The 14,179-nt window shown below is 68.1% G+C and carries 14 protein-coding genes, 1 rRNA gene and 1 riboswitch; of the genes, 14 read left to right on the plus strand and 1 reads right to left on the minus strand.

The annotated features are described in order from the left end of the window. The first annotated feature begins 389 nt into the window (after nt 1-389). The 14 genes from cobT to AC1DOQ_RS26430 all read left to right on the plus strand — a co-directional run bounded on the left by cobT (nt 390) and on the right by AC1DOQ_RS26430 (nt 13,986). Nucleotides 390-1,430, plus strand: a complete 1,041-nt coding sequence (cobT, locus tag AC1DOQ_RS26365) for a nicotinate-nucleotide--dimethylbenzimidazole phosphoribosyltransferase (RefSeq protein WP_477371196.1) — start codon at nt 390-392, stop codon at nt 1,428-1,430. A 10-nt stretch (nt 1,431-1,440) separates the two neighbouring features. Beyond that, nucleotides 1,441-2,220, plus strand: a complete 780-nt coding sequence (locus tag AC1DOQ_RS26370; RefSeq protein WP_477371199.1) for an adenosylcobinamide-GDP ribazoletransferase — start codon at nt 1,441-1,443, stop codon at nt 2,218-2,220. Between the two features lie 3 nt (nt 2,221-2,223). Continuing rightward, nucleotides 2,224-2,769, plus strand: coding sequence for a histidine phosphatase family protein (locus tag AC1DOQ_RS26375; protein WP_477371202.1), 546 nt, complete (start codon nt 2,224-2,226; stop codon nt 2,767-2,769). A gap of 21 nt (nt 2,770-2,790) precedes the next feature. Further along, nucleotides 2,791-3,021, plus strand: a riboswitch (cobalamin riboswitch). 73 nt (nt 3,022-3,094) lie between these two features. Then, nucleotides 3,095-4,945, plus strand: coding sequence for a TonB-dependent receptor plug domain-containing protein (locus AC1DOQ_RS26380; RefSeq protein WP_477371205.1), 1,851 nt, complete (start codon nt 3,095-3,097; stop codon nt 4,943-4,945). A gap of 18 nt (nt 4,946-4,963) precedes the next feature. Continuing rightward, entirely contained in the window at nt 4,964-5,989 is a 1,026-nt protein-coding gene (locus tag AC1DOQ_RS26385) for a FecCD family ABC transporter permease (RefSeq protein WP_477371208.1), read from the plus strand. 1 nt (nt 5,990) lies between these two features. Then, entirely contained in the window at nt 5,991-6,779 is a 789-nt protein-coding gene (locus AC1DOQ_RS26390) for an ABC transporter ATP-binding protein (RefSeq protein WP_477371211.1), read from the plus strand. Continuing rightward, nucleotides 6,760-7,398, plus strand: coding sequence for a cob(I)yrinic acid a,c-diamide adenosyltransferase (gene cobO, locus AC1DOQ_RS26395; protein WP_477371214.1), 639 nt, complete (start codon nt 6,760-6,762; stop codon nt 7,396-7,398). The genes AC1DOQ_RS26390 and cobO overlap by 20 nt, the downstream gene beginning before the upstream one ends. Then, nucleotides 7,398-8,699, plus strand: a complete 1,302-nt coding sequence (locus AC1DOQ_RS26400; RefSeq protein WP_477371217.1) for a cobyrinate a,c-diamide synthase — start codon at nt 7,398-7,400, stop codon at nt 8,697-8,699. The genes cobO and AC1DOQ_RS26400 overlap by 1 nt, the downstream gene beginning before the upstream one ends. Next, entirely contained in the window at nt 8,696-9,256 is a 561-nt protein-coding gene (gene cobU, locus AC1DOQ_RS26405) for a bifunctional adenosylcobinamide kinase/adenosylcobinamide-phosphate guanylyltransferase (RefSeq protein WP_477371219.1), read from the plus strand. The genes AC1DOQ_RS26400 and cobU overlap by 4 nt, the downstream gene beginning before the upstream one ends. Next, nucleotides 9,250-10,209 (plus strand): adenosylcobinamide-phosphate synthase CbiB, encoded by a 960-nt coding sequence (gene cbiB, locus AC1DOQ_RS26410; protein WP_477371222.1) that lies wholly within the window; start codon nt 9,250-9,252, stop codon nt 10,207-10,209. Before cobU ends, cbiB begins: the two co-directional genes overlap by 7 nt. Continuing rightward, nucleotides 10,202-11,182 carry a threonine-phosphate decarboxylase CobD gene (gene cobD / locus AC1DOQ_RS26415; RefSeq protein ID WP_477371224.1) on the plus strand — a complete coding sequence of 327 codons (981 nt, stop codon included), beginning with the start codon at nt 10,202-10,204 and terminating at the stop codon, nt 11,180-11,182. The genes cbiB and cobD overlap by 8 nt, the downstream gene beginning before the upstream one ends. Then, nucleotides 11,179-12,057 carry a cobalamin-binding protein gene (locus AC1DOQ_RS26420; protein WP_477371227.1) on the plus strand — a complete coding sequence of 293 codons (879 nt, stop codon included), beginning with the start codon at nt 11,179-11,181 and terminating at the stop codon, nt 12,055-12,057. Before cobD ends, AC1DOQ_RS26420 begins: the two co-directional genes overlap by 4 nt. After that, a complete protein-coding gene (locus tag AC1DOQ_RS26425) occupies nt 12,054-13,514 on the plus strand; it encodes a cobyric acid synthase (protein ID WP_477371230.1) in 1,461 nt (486 codons plus the stop codon). The genes AC1DOQ_RS26420 and AC1DOQ_RS26425 overlap by 4 nt, the downstream gene beginning before the upstream one ends. 73 nt (nt 13,515-13,587) lie before the next feature. Next, entirely contained in the window at nt 13,588-13,986 is a 399-nt protein-coding gene (locus AC1DOQ_RS26430; protein ID WP_477371233.1) for a DUF2061 domain-containing protein, read from the plus strand. A 96-nt stretch (nt 13,987-14,082) separates the two neighbouring features. Here AC1DOQ_RS26430 and rrf read toward each other — a convergent pair. Then, nucleotides 14,083-14,179 (minus strand): 5S ribosomal RNA (gene rrf, locus AC1DOQ_RS26435); the annotation flags it as partial.

Raw genomic sequence — 14,179 nt, forward strand, 5'->3', positions numbered from 1 at the left:
TGTCATGTCGCCCACTCAAAATACTGACCGTTACTCATTGCTGAGCAACGTTATACTTTTTGTGAACATTTGATAATTTAAGCATTCAGCACCCCRAAGGRTRCTGGCACTTCATCAAACGCCCACACTTATCGACTGTTGATTGTTAAAGATCGTATTCGGTACTGCCTTGCTGCATCCGGCGAATCGTTTTGTTCGTCAGCAGCAGAGAAGTGAGATTATGCCGTGTTTCGCTTACCTCGTCAACTCATCCTTTTTCGCAGTGTGCACTCGTTGTTGAATCTCGACGGTGCGCTGCAGAAGCAGGACGCGAACTATAGCAAAGCCGCCTGCAGTCTGCAACGCTTGCCCGTATGCTATCTTTGCCGCTTTTATCACTCCCCGCCAGCATGCGCCTGCCTTCCATTACCGCTACCGCCAATCCAGAACTCGCCAGCCGACTCGACGATGCGATCAATAACAAGACCAAGCCGCTCGGGAGCCTCGGCGCCCTGGAAAGCCTGGCAAAGCAACTCGGCCTGATCCAGCAGACCGTCGCGGTATCGGTCGACCGGCCGGCCATCATCGTGTTCGCGGGCGACCACGGCGTGGTCGCCGAAGGCATCTCCGCCTACCCGCAGGATGTGACCTGGCAAATGGTCGAGAACTTCCTCGCCGACGGCGCCGCCATCAATGTATTCGCGCGCCAGAACGGTGCCGCCTTATATATCGTCGATGCCGGCGTGAATCACGACTTCGGCGCCCGCCCCGGCCTCCTCGACCGCAAGGTCGCCCATGGCACCCGCAACTTCGCGCTCGAACCGGCGATGACGGCCGAACAATGTACGGCGGCGATGGCACATGGCGCGGCCCTGGTGGCCGGGCTGCCGGGCAATGTGGTCGGCTTCGGCGAAATGGGCATCGGGAACACGACCGCCGCCGCCGCGCTGATGCACAAGCTGGCCGGCGTAGCGGTCGCGGATTGCGTCGGTGCCGGCACCGGCCTGTCCCCGCAGGGCGTGCTGCGCAAGCAGCAAGTGATCGAGGCAGCCGTCGAACGCCATGCGGGCGTGAGCGATCCGCTCGGCGTGCTGGCCACCTTCGGCGGCTTCGAGATCGCGATGATGACCGGCGCCATGCTGCAGGCGGCATCCATGCGCAAGACCCTGCTGATCGACGGCTTCATCGTCAGCTCCGCCCTGCTCGCCGCCAGCCGCATCGCGCCCGCCATCCTCGACTATTGCGTGTTCGCCCACTGCTCCGACGAAGCCGGCCACCGCCGCATGCTGGAACAGCTGGGCGCCCGTCCCTTGCTGCAGCTGGGGATGCGCCTGGGTGAAGGCACCGGCGCTGCGCTCGCGCTGCCGCTGCTGCACGCGGCCGCCAACTTCCTGAACGAGATGGCGACCTTCTCCTCCGCCAGCGTCAGCGAAAAATCCGCCGCCGAATAAAGACACCAAGATGCAGCAGGTCCGCCTCTTCTTCATCGCACTGCAGTTCTTCACGCGGCTGCCGATTCCATCCTGGGTCGGCTTCGAAGCCAGCTGGCTGCAGCACGCCTCGCGCTACTTCCCGCTGGTCGGCTGCGTGGTCGCGGCCATCGCGGCCGGGGTCTACTTCGCCGCCGCCCTCGTGCTGCCGGCGCCGGTAGCGGCCGTGCTGTCGACCGCCGCCTCGATCTACCTGACCGGCGCCTTCCATGAGGATGGCTTCGCCGATACCTGCGACGGCCTGGGCGGCGGCATGACCCGCGAGCGCGTGCTCGAGATCATGAAGGATTCGCGGGTCGGCGCCTACGGTGCGATCGGCATCGTCTGCATGCTGGCCGCCAAGCTGACGGCGCTGGCGATGCTGCCGCCGCGCGTGGCGGTCGGCGCCCTGTTCCTCGCTCACCCGCTGTCGCGCCTGGCCGCCGCTTCGCTGATCTGGAAGCTGGACTATGTGCGCGGCGAAGGCAAGGCCAAGCCGCTGGCCCAGCAGATGAGCGGCGCCGAATTCGCGATCGCGACGATGTCCGCCCTGCTGCCGGTGCCGGTCCTGCTGGCGAGCGGCTGGATCGCATCGCCGGCCGTGCTGGCGGCCGTGCTGGCGGCCCTGCTGGCCGCCTTCTGGCTGGGCCGCAAGCTTCACATGCGCCTCGGCGGCTATACGGGCGATTGCCTGGGCGCGGTGCAGCAGCTGGCCGAGGCCCTGATCTACGTGGGCGTGCTGGCCACCCTCGGCCATGGCGCCTGGACCTGAACGGTGAAACTCTACCTGGTCCGCCATCCTCAGCCCGAGGTCGGCCAGGGCCTGTGCTACGGCGCCAGCGACGTCGCGGTCACGCAAGCCGAGCTCGCGCGCGTGCATGCCAGCCTGCGCATGGCCGGCCTGCCCGGGCAGTTGCCGGTGATTGCCAGTCCGCTGCGGCGCTGCGCCGAGCTGGCGCGGCGCCTGCAGCCGTACGGCCTGCGCTTCGATGCGCGCCTGGCCGAGATGGATTTTGGCCGCTGGGAGCTGCAGCCCTGGGACGCGATCCCGCGCGACGAAGTCGACGCCTGGGCCGCCGACCTGCTCCACTACCGCCCCGGCGGTGCCGAATGCGTGCTCGACGTCGCGCGCCGCGTGGCGGCCTTCGTCGACGACCTGCGCCAGGCCGGCGATGCCGAAGCGCTGCTGGTCTGCCATGCCGGCACCATCCGTCTCCTGTGCGCCATGCGCGACGCCGGGAGCCTCGACGAAGCCGCATTGAACGCCGCCCGCAGGCCGCACCGCATCGCTTACGGCGAAGTCGTCACGCTGGAAGTTTGACAACACGACGGGCTATTGGCCGTATAATGTCGGCGTTTTGGTGCTCGCGCCTGTGTTCTCAGGCGCAGTTAAACGGGAAACACGAAGCTCCTTGAACGAGCCGACGTGTGCTGCCCCCGCAACGGTAAGCAAGTGCCGCATGACGCGAAAGCTGATGCGGCAACCGTCTTCTCATACCACTGTGCGCAAGCATGGGAAGGTCAGACGGCCACACTTGCCAGCCCGGATACCGGCCAAAAGGTGGAAGCGACCGGCTTGCCGGCGTTTCTGTTCAATCTGGCCTACGGGGACGTCGGCCGGTTGTCCACGAAAGAAAAACAACGTCATGAGCTTTCCCGTTTCACGGCAGGCGGCCGCGCCCCTGCTCGCCCTCACCCTTGCCCTGCCTTCGATTTCCGCCCTCGCCGATCCAGCGCTCGAGACCGTGGTCGTCACCGCCGCCCGCACGCCCCAGCGCGCCGACGAGGTGATCCCCGACGTTACCGTCATCTCCAGCGACGAAGTCGCCCGTGCCGGCGCCGGTTCGGTGGCCGACCTCCTGCGCCGCCAGCGCGGCATCGAGATCGTGCGTAACGGCGGCCCGGGCGCCAGCACCAGCGTCTATCTGCGCGGCGCCAACAGCAACCAGGTCGTGGTCCTGATCGACGGCGTGCGCATCGGCTCCTCGACCACCGGCGCCGCCAGCTGGAATGCGATCCCGCTGTCCTCGATCGACCACATCGAGATCGTCTACGGCCCGCTCAGCTCCCTGTACGGCGCCGACGCGATCGGCGGGGTGGTGCAGATCTTCACGAAGAAGAGCGCGGGCATGCCTGCCTTCAGCGCCAGCGCCGGCGGCGGCAGCTACGGCACCAGCCAGTATGACGCCAGCGTGCACGGTTCCACCGGCGGCGAACACAGCGTCAGCTACGCCCTGAGCAGAGCGCGCGAGGATTCGAGCGGTTTCTCGGCCACCCGCTCCGGCTCGTCGAGCTACAACAAGGACGACGACGGCTACACCCGCAACAGCGTGAACGGGCGCCTGGCCCTGCAGCTCGCGCCGGGACACGAAGTGGGCGCGCAATTCCTGAAGAGCCGCCTGCGCGCGCAATACGACAGCGGCGCCTCCAGCTACGACACCCACAGCGAGCAGGACATCGACAGCTATGCGGTGTTCCTGAACGATCACATCCTGCCGAACTGGCGCAGCAGCCTGCAGGCCGCCCGCTCGAACGACAGGCTGGGCAGCTTTACCAGCGCGGCCGCCAGCGGCGCCAGCCAGATCGATACGCGCCAGGATGAAACCACCTGGCAGAATACCTTCGACCTCGACGGCGATACCCTGCAGGTCCTGTTCGGCCACCGCAAGGAAGAGGTGCTGTCCAGCTCCAGCACGGCCCTGAACCGTTCGCGCATCACCGACTCGGTCGCCGCCGCCTACGATATGCGCCGCGGCAGCCACCTGCTCGATCTCAGCCTGCGCAAGGACCATTCCGTCTACGGCGGCAAGACCACCGGCGCGGCCGGCTATGGCTTCGAGTTCAGCAAGGACTTGCGCGCCACCGCCAGCGTTGGCACCAGCTTCCGCGCACCAACCTACAACGAGCTGTACTACCCGGGTTACGGCCTGCCGACCAACAAGCCGGAACAGGGCCGCAATGCCGAGGCCGGCTTGCGCTGGCAGGTCGCCGGCGCCGAGCTGCAGGCGAACTACTACCGCAACCGCCTGACCGACATGATCGTGACGCTCAATCCCTGCCCGGGCCGCACCGGCAGCTGCGCCTACAACGTCAACCACGCCCTGCTCGAAGGCCTGACGATGTCGGCCGAGACACGCCTCCATGGCCTCGACCTGCGCGCCAGCGTCGACCTCCAGGATCCGCGCGACGAGACCACCGGCAAGCAACTGGCGCGCCGTTCGCGCCGCCACGCCAGCCTGACGGCCGGCTACGCGCTCGACCAGTTCGACCTCGGCGCCGAGCTGCAGGCCTCCGGCAGCCGCTTCGACGACGCCGCCAACCTCAATCGCCTGGGTGGCTACGGCCTGCTGAACCTGTACACTACATGGCGGTTCACGCGCGACTGGTCGGTGCTGCTGCGCCTCGACAATGCGGCGGACAAGCGCTACGACCTGGCGCGCAACTACGGCACGGCCGGACGCAGCTGGTTCGCCGCGCTGCGCTACGGTATCCGTTAATTCACTCATCAAGCCAGCATGCATCCACTTCATCATTCCGCCGCGCGCCAGCGCACCACCATGATCGTCGGCTCGCTCCTGCTGGCCGCCCTTGCCTGCCTGCTGTTCTCCGGCACCACGGGTTCGGTCACGGTCGGGCTGGCGGAATTGCCGGACGCGGTGGATCAGGTGCTGCACGGCCGCCAGGACACGCTGGCGGCTTCGCTGCTGGCGCTGCGCGCAGGCCGCGCGCTGACGGCCTTCGTCACCGGTGGCGCGCTGGCGCTGGCGGGCATCATGATGCAGGCCCTGCTGCGCAACCCGTTGGCCGATCCTTATGTACTGGGAATCTCGGCCGGGGCCTCGGTCGGCGCCCTGTTCGCGCTCCTGATGATGTGCGCGGCGGTGGTGGTCGACGGCGCCGCCCTGCTCGGTGCGGTGGCGGTGTCGATGTTGCTGTATCTATTGGCGCGGCGCGACATGCGCGGCGGCGTGGCGGCGGAAGGCGGCACCTCGACCCTGCTGCTGACCGGCGTCATCCTGATGTCGGCCTGCATGGCCCTGGTGACCCTGATGCTGTCGATCGCACCCGAAGGCGCCCTGCGCAACATGGTGTTCTGGATGATCGGCGACCTGGCCGGCACGCCGCTGCGCGTACTGCCCTGGATCGTGCTGGCCGGCGGCCTCGCTTTTGCCCTCCGCAATGCGCGCGCGATGAATGTGCTGGCCCTGCATGCCGATACCGCGCGCACGCTCGGCATCGAAGTCGGCCGGCTGCGCAAGGGCCTGTTCTTCGTCTCCGGCGTGCTGACCGCCAGCGCGGTGACGAACGCGGGTTCGATCGGCTTCGTCGGCCTGATCGTGCCGCATGCCTGCCGCTTCGCCTTCGGTCCGGACCACCGGGTGCTGATTCCCTCGGCCGTGCTGCTGGGCGGCAGCTTCCTGGTCTTGTGCGACACCCTGGCGCGCACCGTGATCGCCCCGACCCAGCTGCCGGTCGGCGCCATCACGGCCCTGATCGGCGCGCCGGTCTTCCTGTACCAATTGCACCAGCTGCGAAAATAAGATGATTACGACCGAAGGACTCACGCTGGAGGTGGCCGACCGCACGCTGGTGCGGGACCTCGACTGGGCCGTACAGGCCGGCGAATGCTGGAGCATCATCGGCCGCAACGGCGCCGGCAAGAGCACCCTGCTGCGCACCGTGGCCGGGCTGCGCGGCGCGAACCAGGGCACGGTGCGGCTCGACGGCCGCGTGCTGGACGACTGGCCGCTGGAAGAGCTGGCGCGCCGGCGCGCCTACCTGGCGCAGTCGCGCACCGACGCCTTCGCCTACAGCGCGATCGACACCGTGCTGTCGGCGCGCCACCCCTACCATGCGAACCGCTATTGGGAAGGCAGCGACGACCACCAGGCCGCCCTGCAGGCCCTGGCGGCGATGGAAGTCGAGCACCTGGCCCGGCGCGACGTGCGCACCCTGTCCGGCGGCGAGCGCCAGCGCGTCGCGATCGCCGCCCTGCTGGCCCAGGACACGTCCCTGCTATTGCTGGACGAGCCGGCCAATGCGCTCGACCTGGCGCACCAGGTGAGCGTGACCGGCCTGCTTGCGCGCCTGTGCCGGCGCGAGCGCAAGACGGTCGTCATGATCGGCCACGACCTCAACCTGGCCTACGGCATCTCCACCCACGCCCTGCTGCTGCGCGGCGACGGCGGCTGGCTGGCCGGACCGGTCGCGCAGGTGATGCAGCCGGCCGTGCTGGGCGACTACCTCGGCCACCCGATCGAGATGATCGAACACGGCGGCCGCCGCATCTTCATTCCTTTCGAAGACCACCATGAACGACATGACTCCTGAAGACACTGCTTCCGCTACTACTGCGCTGAACGAGCGCCACCGCCAGCGCATGGAGCGCAAGAAGGCCGTCATCGACGCCAAGATCGCGGCCGCCGACAAGAAGATCGGCATCATCATCGTCAATACCGGCAACGGCAAGGGCAAGAGTTCGAGCGCCTTCGGGATGGCGGTGCGCGCGCTGGGCCACGGCATGAAGGTGGGCGTGGTCCAGTTCATCAAGGGCGCGATGTCGACCGGCGAAGAACAATTCCTGCGCCGCTTTCCCGACGAGGTCAGCTTCCACGCGATGGGCGAAGGCTATACCTGGGAAACCCAGAACCGTGAACGCGACATCGCCAAGGCCGAGGAAGCATGGCAGCAGGCCAAACGCTTCCTGGCCGATCCGGAGGTCGGCCTGGTGGTGCTGGACGAGTTGAACATCGCCCTCAAATACCGCTACCTGGACGTGCACGCGGTGATCGCCGACCTGCTCGACCGCCCCGCCATGCAGCACGTGGTGGTGACCGGACGCGCGGCGCCGCCCGAACTGATCGAGGTGGCCGACACCGTCACCGAGATGAACGTGGTCAAGCACGCCTTCAAGGCAGGCATCGCGGCGCAGGCCGGCACGGAGTGGTGATGGATCATCCCGGCGCACGCATGCTGCTGGTGGCGGCCACCGCTTCCGGCCAGGGCAAGACCACCGTCACTGCCGCCCTCGCGCGCGGCCTGGTCCGCCAGGGCCAGCGCGTACGCGTCTTCAAGTGCGGCCCCGATTTCATCGACCCGATGCTGCTGGAGCGCGCCTGCGGTGCGACCGTGCACACCCTTGATTTGTGGATGGTCGGCCTGCAGGAGTGCCGGCGCCGCCTGGCGGCAGCCGCGCGCGAGGTCGACGTGGTGCTGATCGAAGGCGTGATGGGCCTGTACGACGGCAAGCCCTCGGCCGCCGACCTGTCGCGCGCCTTCGACATCCCGGTGCTGGCCGTGATCGACGCTTCCGCCATGGCGCAGACGGCGGGCGCCGTGGTGCTGGGCTTGCGCGACTACGGTCCGGTGCAGATGGCCGGCGTGGTCGCGAATCGCGTGGCGAGCGAGGGCCATCGCCAGATGGTGGCGGCTTCGCTGCGCGGCATTCCGCTGCTGGCGACCTTGCCGAAACAAGCGCGCCGCCTGCCCGAGCGTCACCTGGGCCTGGTGCTGCCGGGCGAAGTCGACGACATCGACGCCATCCTCGACGAACTGGCCGACCAGCTGCATCTCGACACCGAGGCCTGGCAGGCGATCACGCCGCGCCTGCCGGAACACGCCGATCCGGAACAAGCGATTCCGCCGGTGCTGGCCGGGAAGACGGTGGCGATCGCGCGCGACGCCGCCTTCTGCTTCATCTATCCCGCCAACCTGGACGTGCTGCGCAGCCTCGGCGCGCAACTGCGCTTTTTCTCGCCGCTGGCCGGCGAGCCCGTACCGCCGGGGACGGACGCCGTCTGGCTGCCGGGCGGTTATCCGGAACTGCATACGGAAGCCCTGTCGCGGGCGGCGCCCTGGCGCGACTCGATCCGCGCCATCCACGCCGCCGGCCTGCCGATCCTGGCGGAGTGCGGCGGCATGATGGCGGTCGCGGAATCGATCACCGACAAGGACGGCCAGTGCTGGGCCATGCCGGCCGTGCTGCCCGGCCGGGTCGTCGTGCAGCAACGCCTGGCCGGGCTCGGATCGCAGGAAATGCCGACCGCCGCCGGCGAGCTGCGCGGCCACACCTTCCATTACTCGACGATGGACACCGACCTCGAACCGGTCGCGTACACGGTCAAGCAGCCATCGGGTCTGCGCGGCGAAGCGGTGTACCGGCACGGCTCGCTGACGGCATCCTACTTCCACGGCTTTTTCGCCTCCAATCCGCTGGCCGCGGCCGCCCTGTTCACGCAGGAGGCGCCATGAGCCGTACCCTCGTCTTCGGCGGCGCCCGCTCCGGCAAGAGCGCCCTGGCCGAGCGCCTGGCGCGCGAATCCGGCAAGGAAGTGGTCTACCTGGCGACCTCGCATGCCGGCGACGCCGAGATGGCGGCGCGCATCGCCCACCACCGCGAACGCCGCCCCGAAGCCTGGCAGACGGTGGAGGAGCCGGCCGCGCTGGCGCAGGCCCTGCGCCGCATGTGTGCGCCGGACCGCATCGTGCTGGTCGACTGCCTGACCCTGTGGCTCAGCAACCTGATGTTTTCGACGCAGCAGGACTATCCGGAGGTCGGAAAAGTCGAGCTGCCACCCTTGTTCACCTGGGAGCGTTCCGACCTGCTGGCCTGGCTGGACGAAGCGCCCGCCGGTGAAGTCATCTTCGTCTCGAACGAGGTCGGCATGGGCATCGTGCCGGTTGGCGCGGTGTCGCGCAGCTTCGTCGACGAAGCCGGCCGCCTGAACCAGGAAGTGGCGGCGCGCTGCGAGCGTGTGCTGTTCGTCGCCGCCGGCCTGCCGCTGGCCCTGAAGGGATCGCCGTGCTGAGCGGACTGGCGCCGCTCACGCTCGCGCTGCTGCTGGCGGCCGGGGTCGCGCTCGACCTGCTGCTGGGCGAGGCGCGGCGCTGGCATCCGCTGGTCGGCTTCGGCCGCCTGGCGCAGTGGCTGGAGCGGCGTCTGAACGCCGGCGGCCTGCGCATCGCGCGCGGGTCGCTGGGCTGGGCACTGGCGGTGCTGCCCCCTAGTTGCATCGCCGCCTGGCTGTGCGCTGCCGGAGGCGCGGTTGGCCTGGCCTGCCATGCCATCCTGCTTTACCTCTGCCTCGGCCTGCGCAGCCTGCGCGACCACACGCTGCCGATCCACGAGGCGCTGGCGAGCGGCGACCTGGCGCGCGCACGCTGGCTGACCTCGCGCATCGTCAGCCGCGACACCACGGATGCGAGCGAAGCCGACCTGGCGAAGGCCGGCGCCGAATCGCTGCTCGAGAACGGCAACGACGCCGTGTTCGGCACGCTGTTCTGGTTCCTGGTCGGCGGCGGCGCCGGCGCCCTGCTGTTCCGCCTGGCGAACACGCTGGACGCGATGTGGGGTTACCGGAATACGCGTTTCAATCTGTTCGGCCGCGTGGCCGCGCGCATCGACGACGCCTTGAACTATGTGCCGGCGCGCCTGACCGCACTGTCGTATGCGCTGCTGGCACCAGCCGCCGGTCGCCGGCGCGCGCTGCGCTGCTGGCGCGCCCAGGCGCCTGCATGGAGCAGCCCGAACGCCGGCCCGGTGATGGCCAGCGGCGCCGGCGCCCTCGGCATCAGCCTGGGCGGCGCCGCGGTCTATGACGGCGAGGTCGAGCAGCGGCCGGTGCTGGGCAGCGGCCCGGCCGCTGCCGCGGGCGATATCCGACGCGCCTGGCGCCTGGTCTTCCATACCACCCTGCTGTGGACGGTCGCCGCGCTCGGCCTCGGCGCCGTCTTCTGGCAGAGCGGAGCGCCGCATGCTTGAACACGGCGGCAACCTGCGCGAGGCCCGCCAGCGCTTTGGCGGCGAGGACTGGATCGACCTCTCCACCGGCGTCAATCCGGCCGGCTATCCGGCGCCGGCGCTGCCGCCCGACGCCTGGCAGCGCCTCCCGGAACCGGATCCGGCGCTCGTCGATGCTGCCTGCGCGTGGTACGGTGCCCGCGCCCTGCTGCCGGTGGCCGGCACCCAGGCCGCGATCCAGGCCCTGCCGCGCCTGCGCCCACCGTCGCGGGTGACGGTGGCCGCGCCCTCGTATGCGGAGCATGCCCATCACTGGGCACAGCACGGCCACACCTTGCGCTTGACCGGCTACCCGATGCTCGACGCCGCGGTGGTGAACAGCGACGTGGTCGTGGTCTGCAACCCGAACAATCCGACCGGCGACGTGGTCCCGCCGGCCACGCTGCTGCGCTGGGCCTCGGAGCTGGGCGCACGCGGCGGCTGGCTGGTGGTCGATGAAGCCTTCGGCGACACGGCGCCGGCACTGAGCGTGGCCGCGCACGCCGGCCAACCGGGCCTGGTGGTGCTGCGCTCGGTCGGCAAGTTCTTCGGCCTGGCCGGACTACGGCTGGGTTTCGTGGCGGCCGAGCCTCCGCTGCTGGCGGCGCTGGCGGACCTGCTCGGGCCCTGGACGGTCAGCGGCCCGGCCCAGCAGGTGGCATTGGCGGCGCTGGGCGACGCGGCGTGGCAGCAGGCGACGCAGGAGCGCCTGGCGCGCGACGGTGCGCGGCTGCGCGGACTGCTCGCGGCCTACGGCATCAAGGCGTCCGGCACGCCGCTGTTTCACTGGTGGACGGAACGACACCCCGAGGAATTTCATGAACATATGGCGCGCCACGCGATCTGGGTGCGCCTGTTCCGCCAGGCGGCGCGCGGCATTCGCCTCGGCCTGCCCGCCCGGGAAAAGGACTGGGACCGTATCGAACACGCACTTCAAGAATGGAAGCAACGATGAATACTTCGAAAGCACTGATCTTGCTGGCCGCCCTGGCGGCAAGCCAGGTCCAGGCCGCCGTCACCGTCAAGGACGACGACGGCAATACCATTACCCTGCAGAAGCCGGCCCAGCGCGTGATCTCGCTGGCCCCGCACGTCACCGAAATGCTGTTCGCGGCCGGCGGCGGCAGCCATGTGGTCGGGGTAGTCTCTTACAGCGACTTCCCGGAAGAAGCGAAAAAGATCCCGCAGATCGGCTCCAACCGCGAGGTCGACCTGGAACGCATCATGGCGCTCAAGCCCGACCTGATCGTGGTCTGGCGCCACGGCAGCTCGGAGCGCCAGATCGACATGGTGCGCAAGCTCGGCGTGCCGATCTACCACAGCGAGCCGGTCAAGCTCGAAGACATTCCGGAAAGCCTGGCCAGGCTCGGCCAGCTGATGGGCACCGAGAAGGTGGCCAATCCGGCCGCCGCCGAGCTGCACCGGCAACTGGCCAGCCTGCGCAGCCGCTATGCCAACCGTCCGACGGTGCGAACCTTCTACCAGGTCTGGGACAAGCCGCTGTACACCCTCAGCGGCAAGCACATCGTCAGCGACGCGCTGCGCCTGTGCGGCGGCGAAAACATCTTCGCCAAACTGTCGGTGACGGCGCCGGTGGTCAGCGTGGAAGGCGTCCTGCAGGAGAATCCGGAAGCGATCTTCGCCACGGCCGAGAAGAATTACGGCGGCGTGAACATGTGGAAGCCCTACGGCACCCTGCTGGCGGTGCGCAACGATAACCTGTTCACCATCGACGGCAACCTGATGAACCGCTCCGGCCCGCGCATGATTCTAGGGGCCGCAATGCTGTGCGAGAAGCTCGAACTGGCGCGCCAGCACCGGACCAAATGAAGCCCTTCCCCTACCGGACCCTGATGATACAGGGGACGACCTCCGACGCCGGCAAGAGCACGGTGGTGGCCGCCCTGTGCCGGCTCCTGAAGCGATCCGGCGTGAAGGTGGCGCCGTTCAAGCCGCAGAACATGGCGCTCAACAGCGCGGTCACGAAGGACGGCGGCGAGATCGGACGCGCCCAGGCGCTGCAGGCGATCGCCGCCGGCGTCGAGCCGCACACGGATTTCAATCCGGTGCTGCTGAAGCCCTCCAGCGACATCGGCGCCCAGGTCATCATCCACGGCCGCGTGCGTGCCGAGATGAACGCGCGCGACTATCACCAGTACAAGACGGTGGCGATGGGTGCGGTACTGGAATCGCATGCGAGGCTGCTGGCCCAATATGAAAGCATCATCGTCGAGGGCGCCGGCAGCCCGGCCGAGATCAACCTGCGCGACCGCGACATCGCCAACATGGGCTTTGCCGAAGCCGTCGACTGCCCGGTGGTGCTGGTGGCCGACATCGACCGCGGCGGCGTGTTCGCCCACATCGTCGGCACCCTCTCCTGCCTGTCCGAGAGCGAGCGCAATCGCATCGCCGGCTTCGTGATCAACCGCTTCCGCGGCGACATCGCACTGCTCGAACCGGGCCTCGAATGGCTCGAGCAGCAGACCGGCAAGCCGGTGCTGGCGGTGCTGCCCTATCTGCACGGGCTCTACCTGGATGCGGAAGACGCGGTGCAGGGCGTGACCCGGCGCGACGGTAAATTCCGCGTGGTGGTGCCGAGCACGCCGCGGATGAGCAACCACACCGACTTCGACCCGCTGCGCGCCCACCCCGACGTCGACCTGCGCTTCGTGCGCGAGGGCGAGGCGATTCCGGGCGCCGACCTGATCGTCCTCCCCGGCAGCAAGAACACACGCGCCGACCTCGCCTGGCTGCAGCGGCACGGCTGGCAGCCGGCCATCCAGCGTCACCTGCGCTATGGCGGCAAGGTGATCGGCATCTGCGGCGGCTTCCAGATGCTGGGACGCAGCGTCGACGATCCGGACGGCGTCGAAGGCGAGGCCGGCCGATCCGACGCGCTCGGCCTGCTCGACCTGGGCACCGTGCTCACACGCGACAAACGCCTGGCCAGGGTGGGCGGCCGCTGCGTCTTCGATCCGGCGGCGGCGGGCGCCGCGGTGGAAGGCTATGAGATTCACATGGGGGTGTCGAGCGGCGCCGCACTGGCGCGGCCGGCGTTCGAGATCGACGGCCGCGGCGAAGGCGCATGTTCGGACGATGGCCAGGTGCTGGGCAGCTATCTGCACGGGATGTTCGACCATCCCGCCGCCTGCGCCGCCCTGCTGCGCTGGGCCGGACTGGACAGCGAACACGCCGTCGACGCGGCGGCCCTGCGCGAAGCCAGCCTGGACCGGATCGCGGATGCGGCGGCCCCACTGCTTGATAGACTCCTTCTATCACATCGCTAAAATCTATCGATTTTACTGAATAAATGAGAATCGCTATCATTCCCTACACAGTAGAGAACGACAGGAGTTTCCCATGGCAGTGGCACGCAAAGGCAGTCAAGTCATCACCCACCTGGCGATCGGTTTCGCGATCGCCTACGCGGTAACGAGTTCGATGGCGCTGGGCGGGATCGCCGTACTGATCGAACCGCTGCTGAACGTCCTGCTGGTGCCTGTCCATGAAAAAGCCTGGCATCGCTGCCTGCATGGTGCCAGCGGCCAGCGGCGCTACCTGCTGCTCACGGCCGAGAAGCTCAGCCTGGGCGCCATGCACATGGGTGTCGCCTTCGGGGTGCTGTATTACGCAACCGGGTCGACCGCGCTCGGCGGTCTGGCGGCGGTGCTAGAGCCGGTCTGCAATGTGATCCTGATGCCGCTGCACGACCGCATGTGGGACAAGCTGTCGTTCGGCCGCACGATGCAGGCAGCGTGATCCGCTATTGAAGAATCGAGGTGCGATCGAAAATCACACGCTAGAAAAGCAAAAAGCCCGCTCAGTATCAACTGAGCGGGCTTCTGCGAATAATTAGCCTGACGATAACCTACTTTCACACTGGTTGCAGCACTATCATCGGCGCAAAGTCGTTTCACGGTCCTGTTCGGGATGGGAAGGGGTGGTACCGACT

The sequence above is a fragment of the Massilia sp. 01N417 genome, from assembly GCF_056399645.1.

Bases quoted from the DNA above. Each gene is read 5' to 3' on its own strand.
- AC1DOQ_RS26425 (WP_477371230.1), top strand. From the start codon at position 12,054: ATGAAGCCCTTCCCCTACCGGACCCTGATGATACAGGGGACGACCTCC.
- AC1DOQ_RS26370 (WP_477371199.1), top strand. From the start codon at position 1,441: ATGCAGCAGGTCCGCCTCTTCTTCATCGCACTGCAGTTCTTCACGCGG.
- AC1DOQ_RS26380 (WP_477371205.1), top strand. From the start codon at position 3,095: ATGAGCTTTCCCGTTTCACGGCAGGCGGCCGCGCCCCTGCTCGCCCTC.
- AC1DOQ_RS26400 (WP_477371217.1), top strand. From the start codon at position 7,398: ATGGATCATCCCGGCGCACGCATGCTGCTGGTGGCGGCCACCGCTTCC.
- cobD (WP_477371224.1), top strand. From the start codon at position 10,202: ATGCTTGAACACGGCGGCAACCTGCGCGAGGCCCGCCAGCGCTTTGGC.
- AC1DOQ_RS26420 (WP_477371227.1), top strand. From the start codon at position 11,179: ATGAATACTTCGAAAGCACTGATCTTGCTGGCCGCCCTGGCGGCAAGC.
- cobT (WP_477371196.1), top strand. From the start codon at position 390: ATGCGCCTGCCTTCCATTACCGCTACCGCCAATCCAGAACTCGCCAGC.
- cobU (WP_477371219.1), top strand. From the start codon at position 8,696: ATGAGCCGTACCCTCGTCTTCGGCGGCGCCCGCTCCGGCAAGAGCGCC.
- AC1DOQ_RS26430 (WP_477371233.1), top strand. From the start codon at position 13,588: ATGGCAGTGGCACGCAAAGGCAGTCAAGTCATCACCCACCTGGCGATC.
- AC1DOQ_RS26385 (WP_477371208.1), top strand. From the start codon at position 4,964: ATGCATCCACTTCATCATTCCGCCGCGCGCCAGCGCACCACCATGATC.
- cobO (WP_477371214.1), top strand. From the start codon at position 6,760: ATGAACGACATGACTCCTGAAGACACTGCTTCCGCTACTACTGCGCTG.
- AC1DOQ_RS26390 (WP_477371211.1), top strand. From the start codon at position 5,991: ATGATTACGACCGAAGGACTCACGCTGGAGGTGGCCGACCGCACGCTG.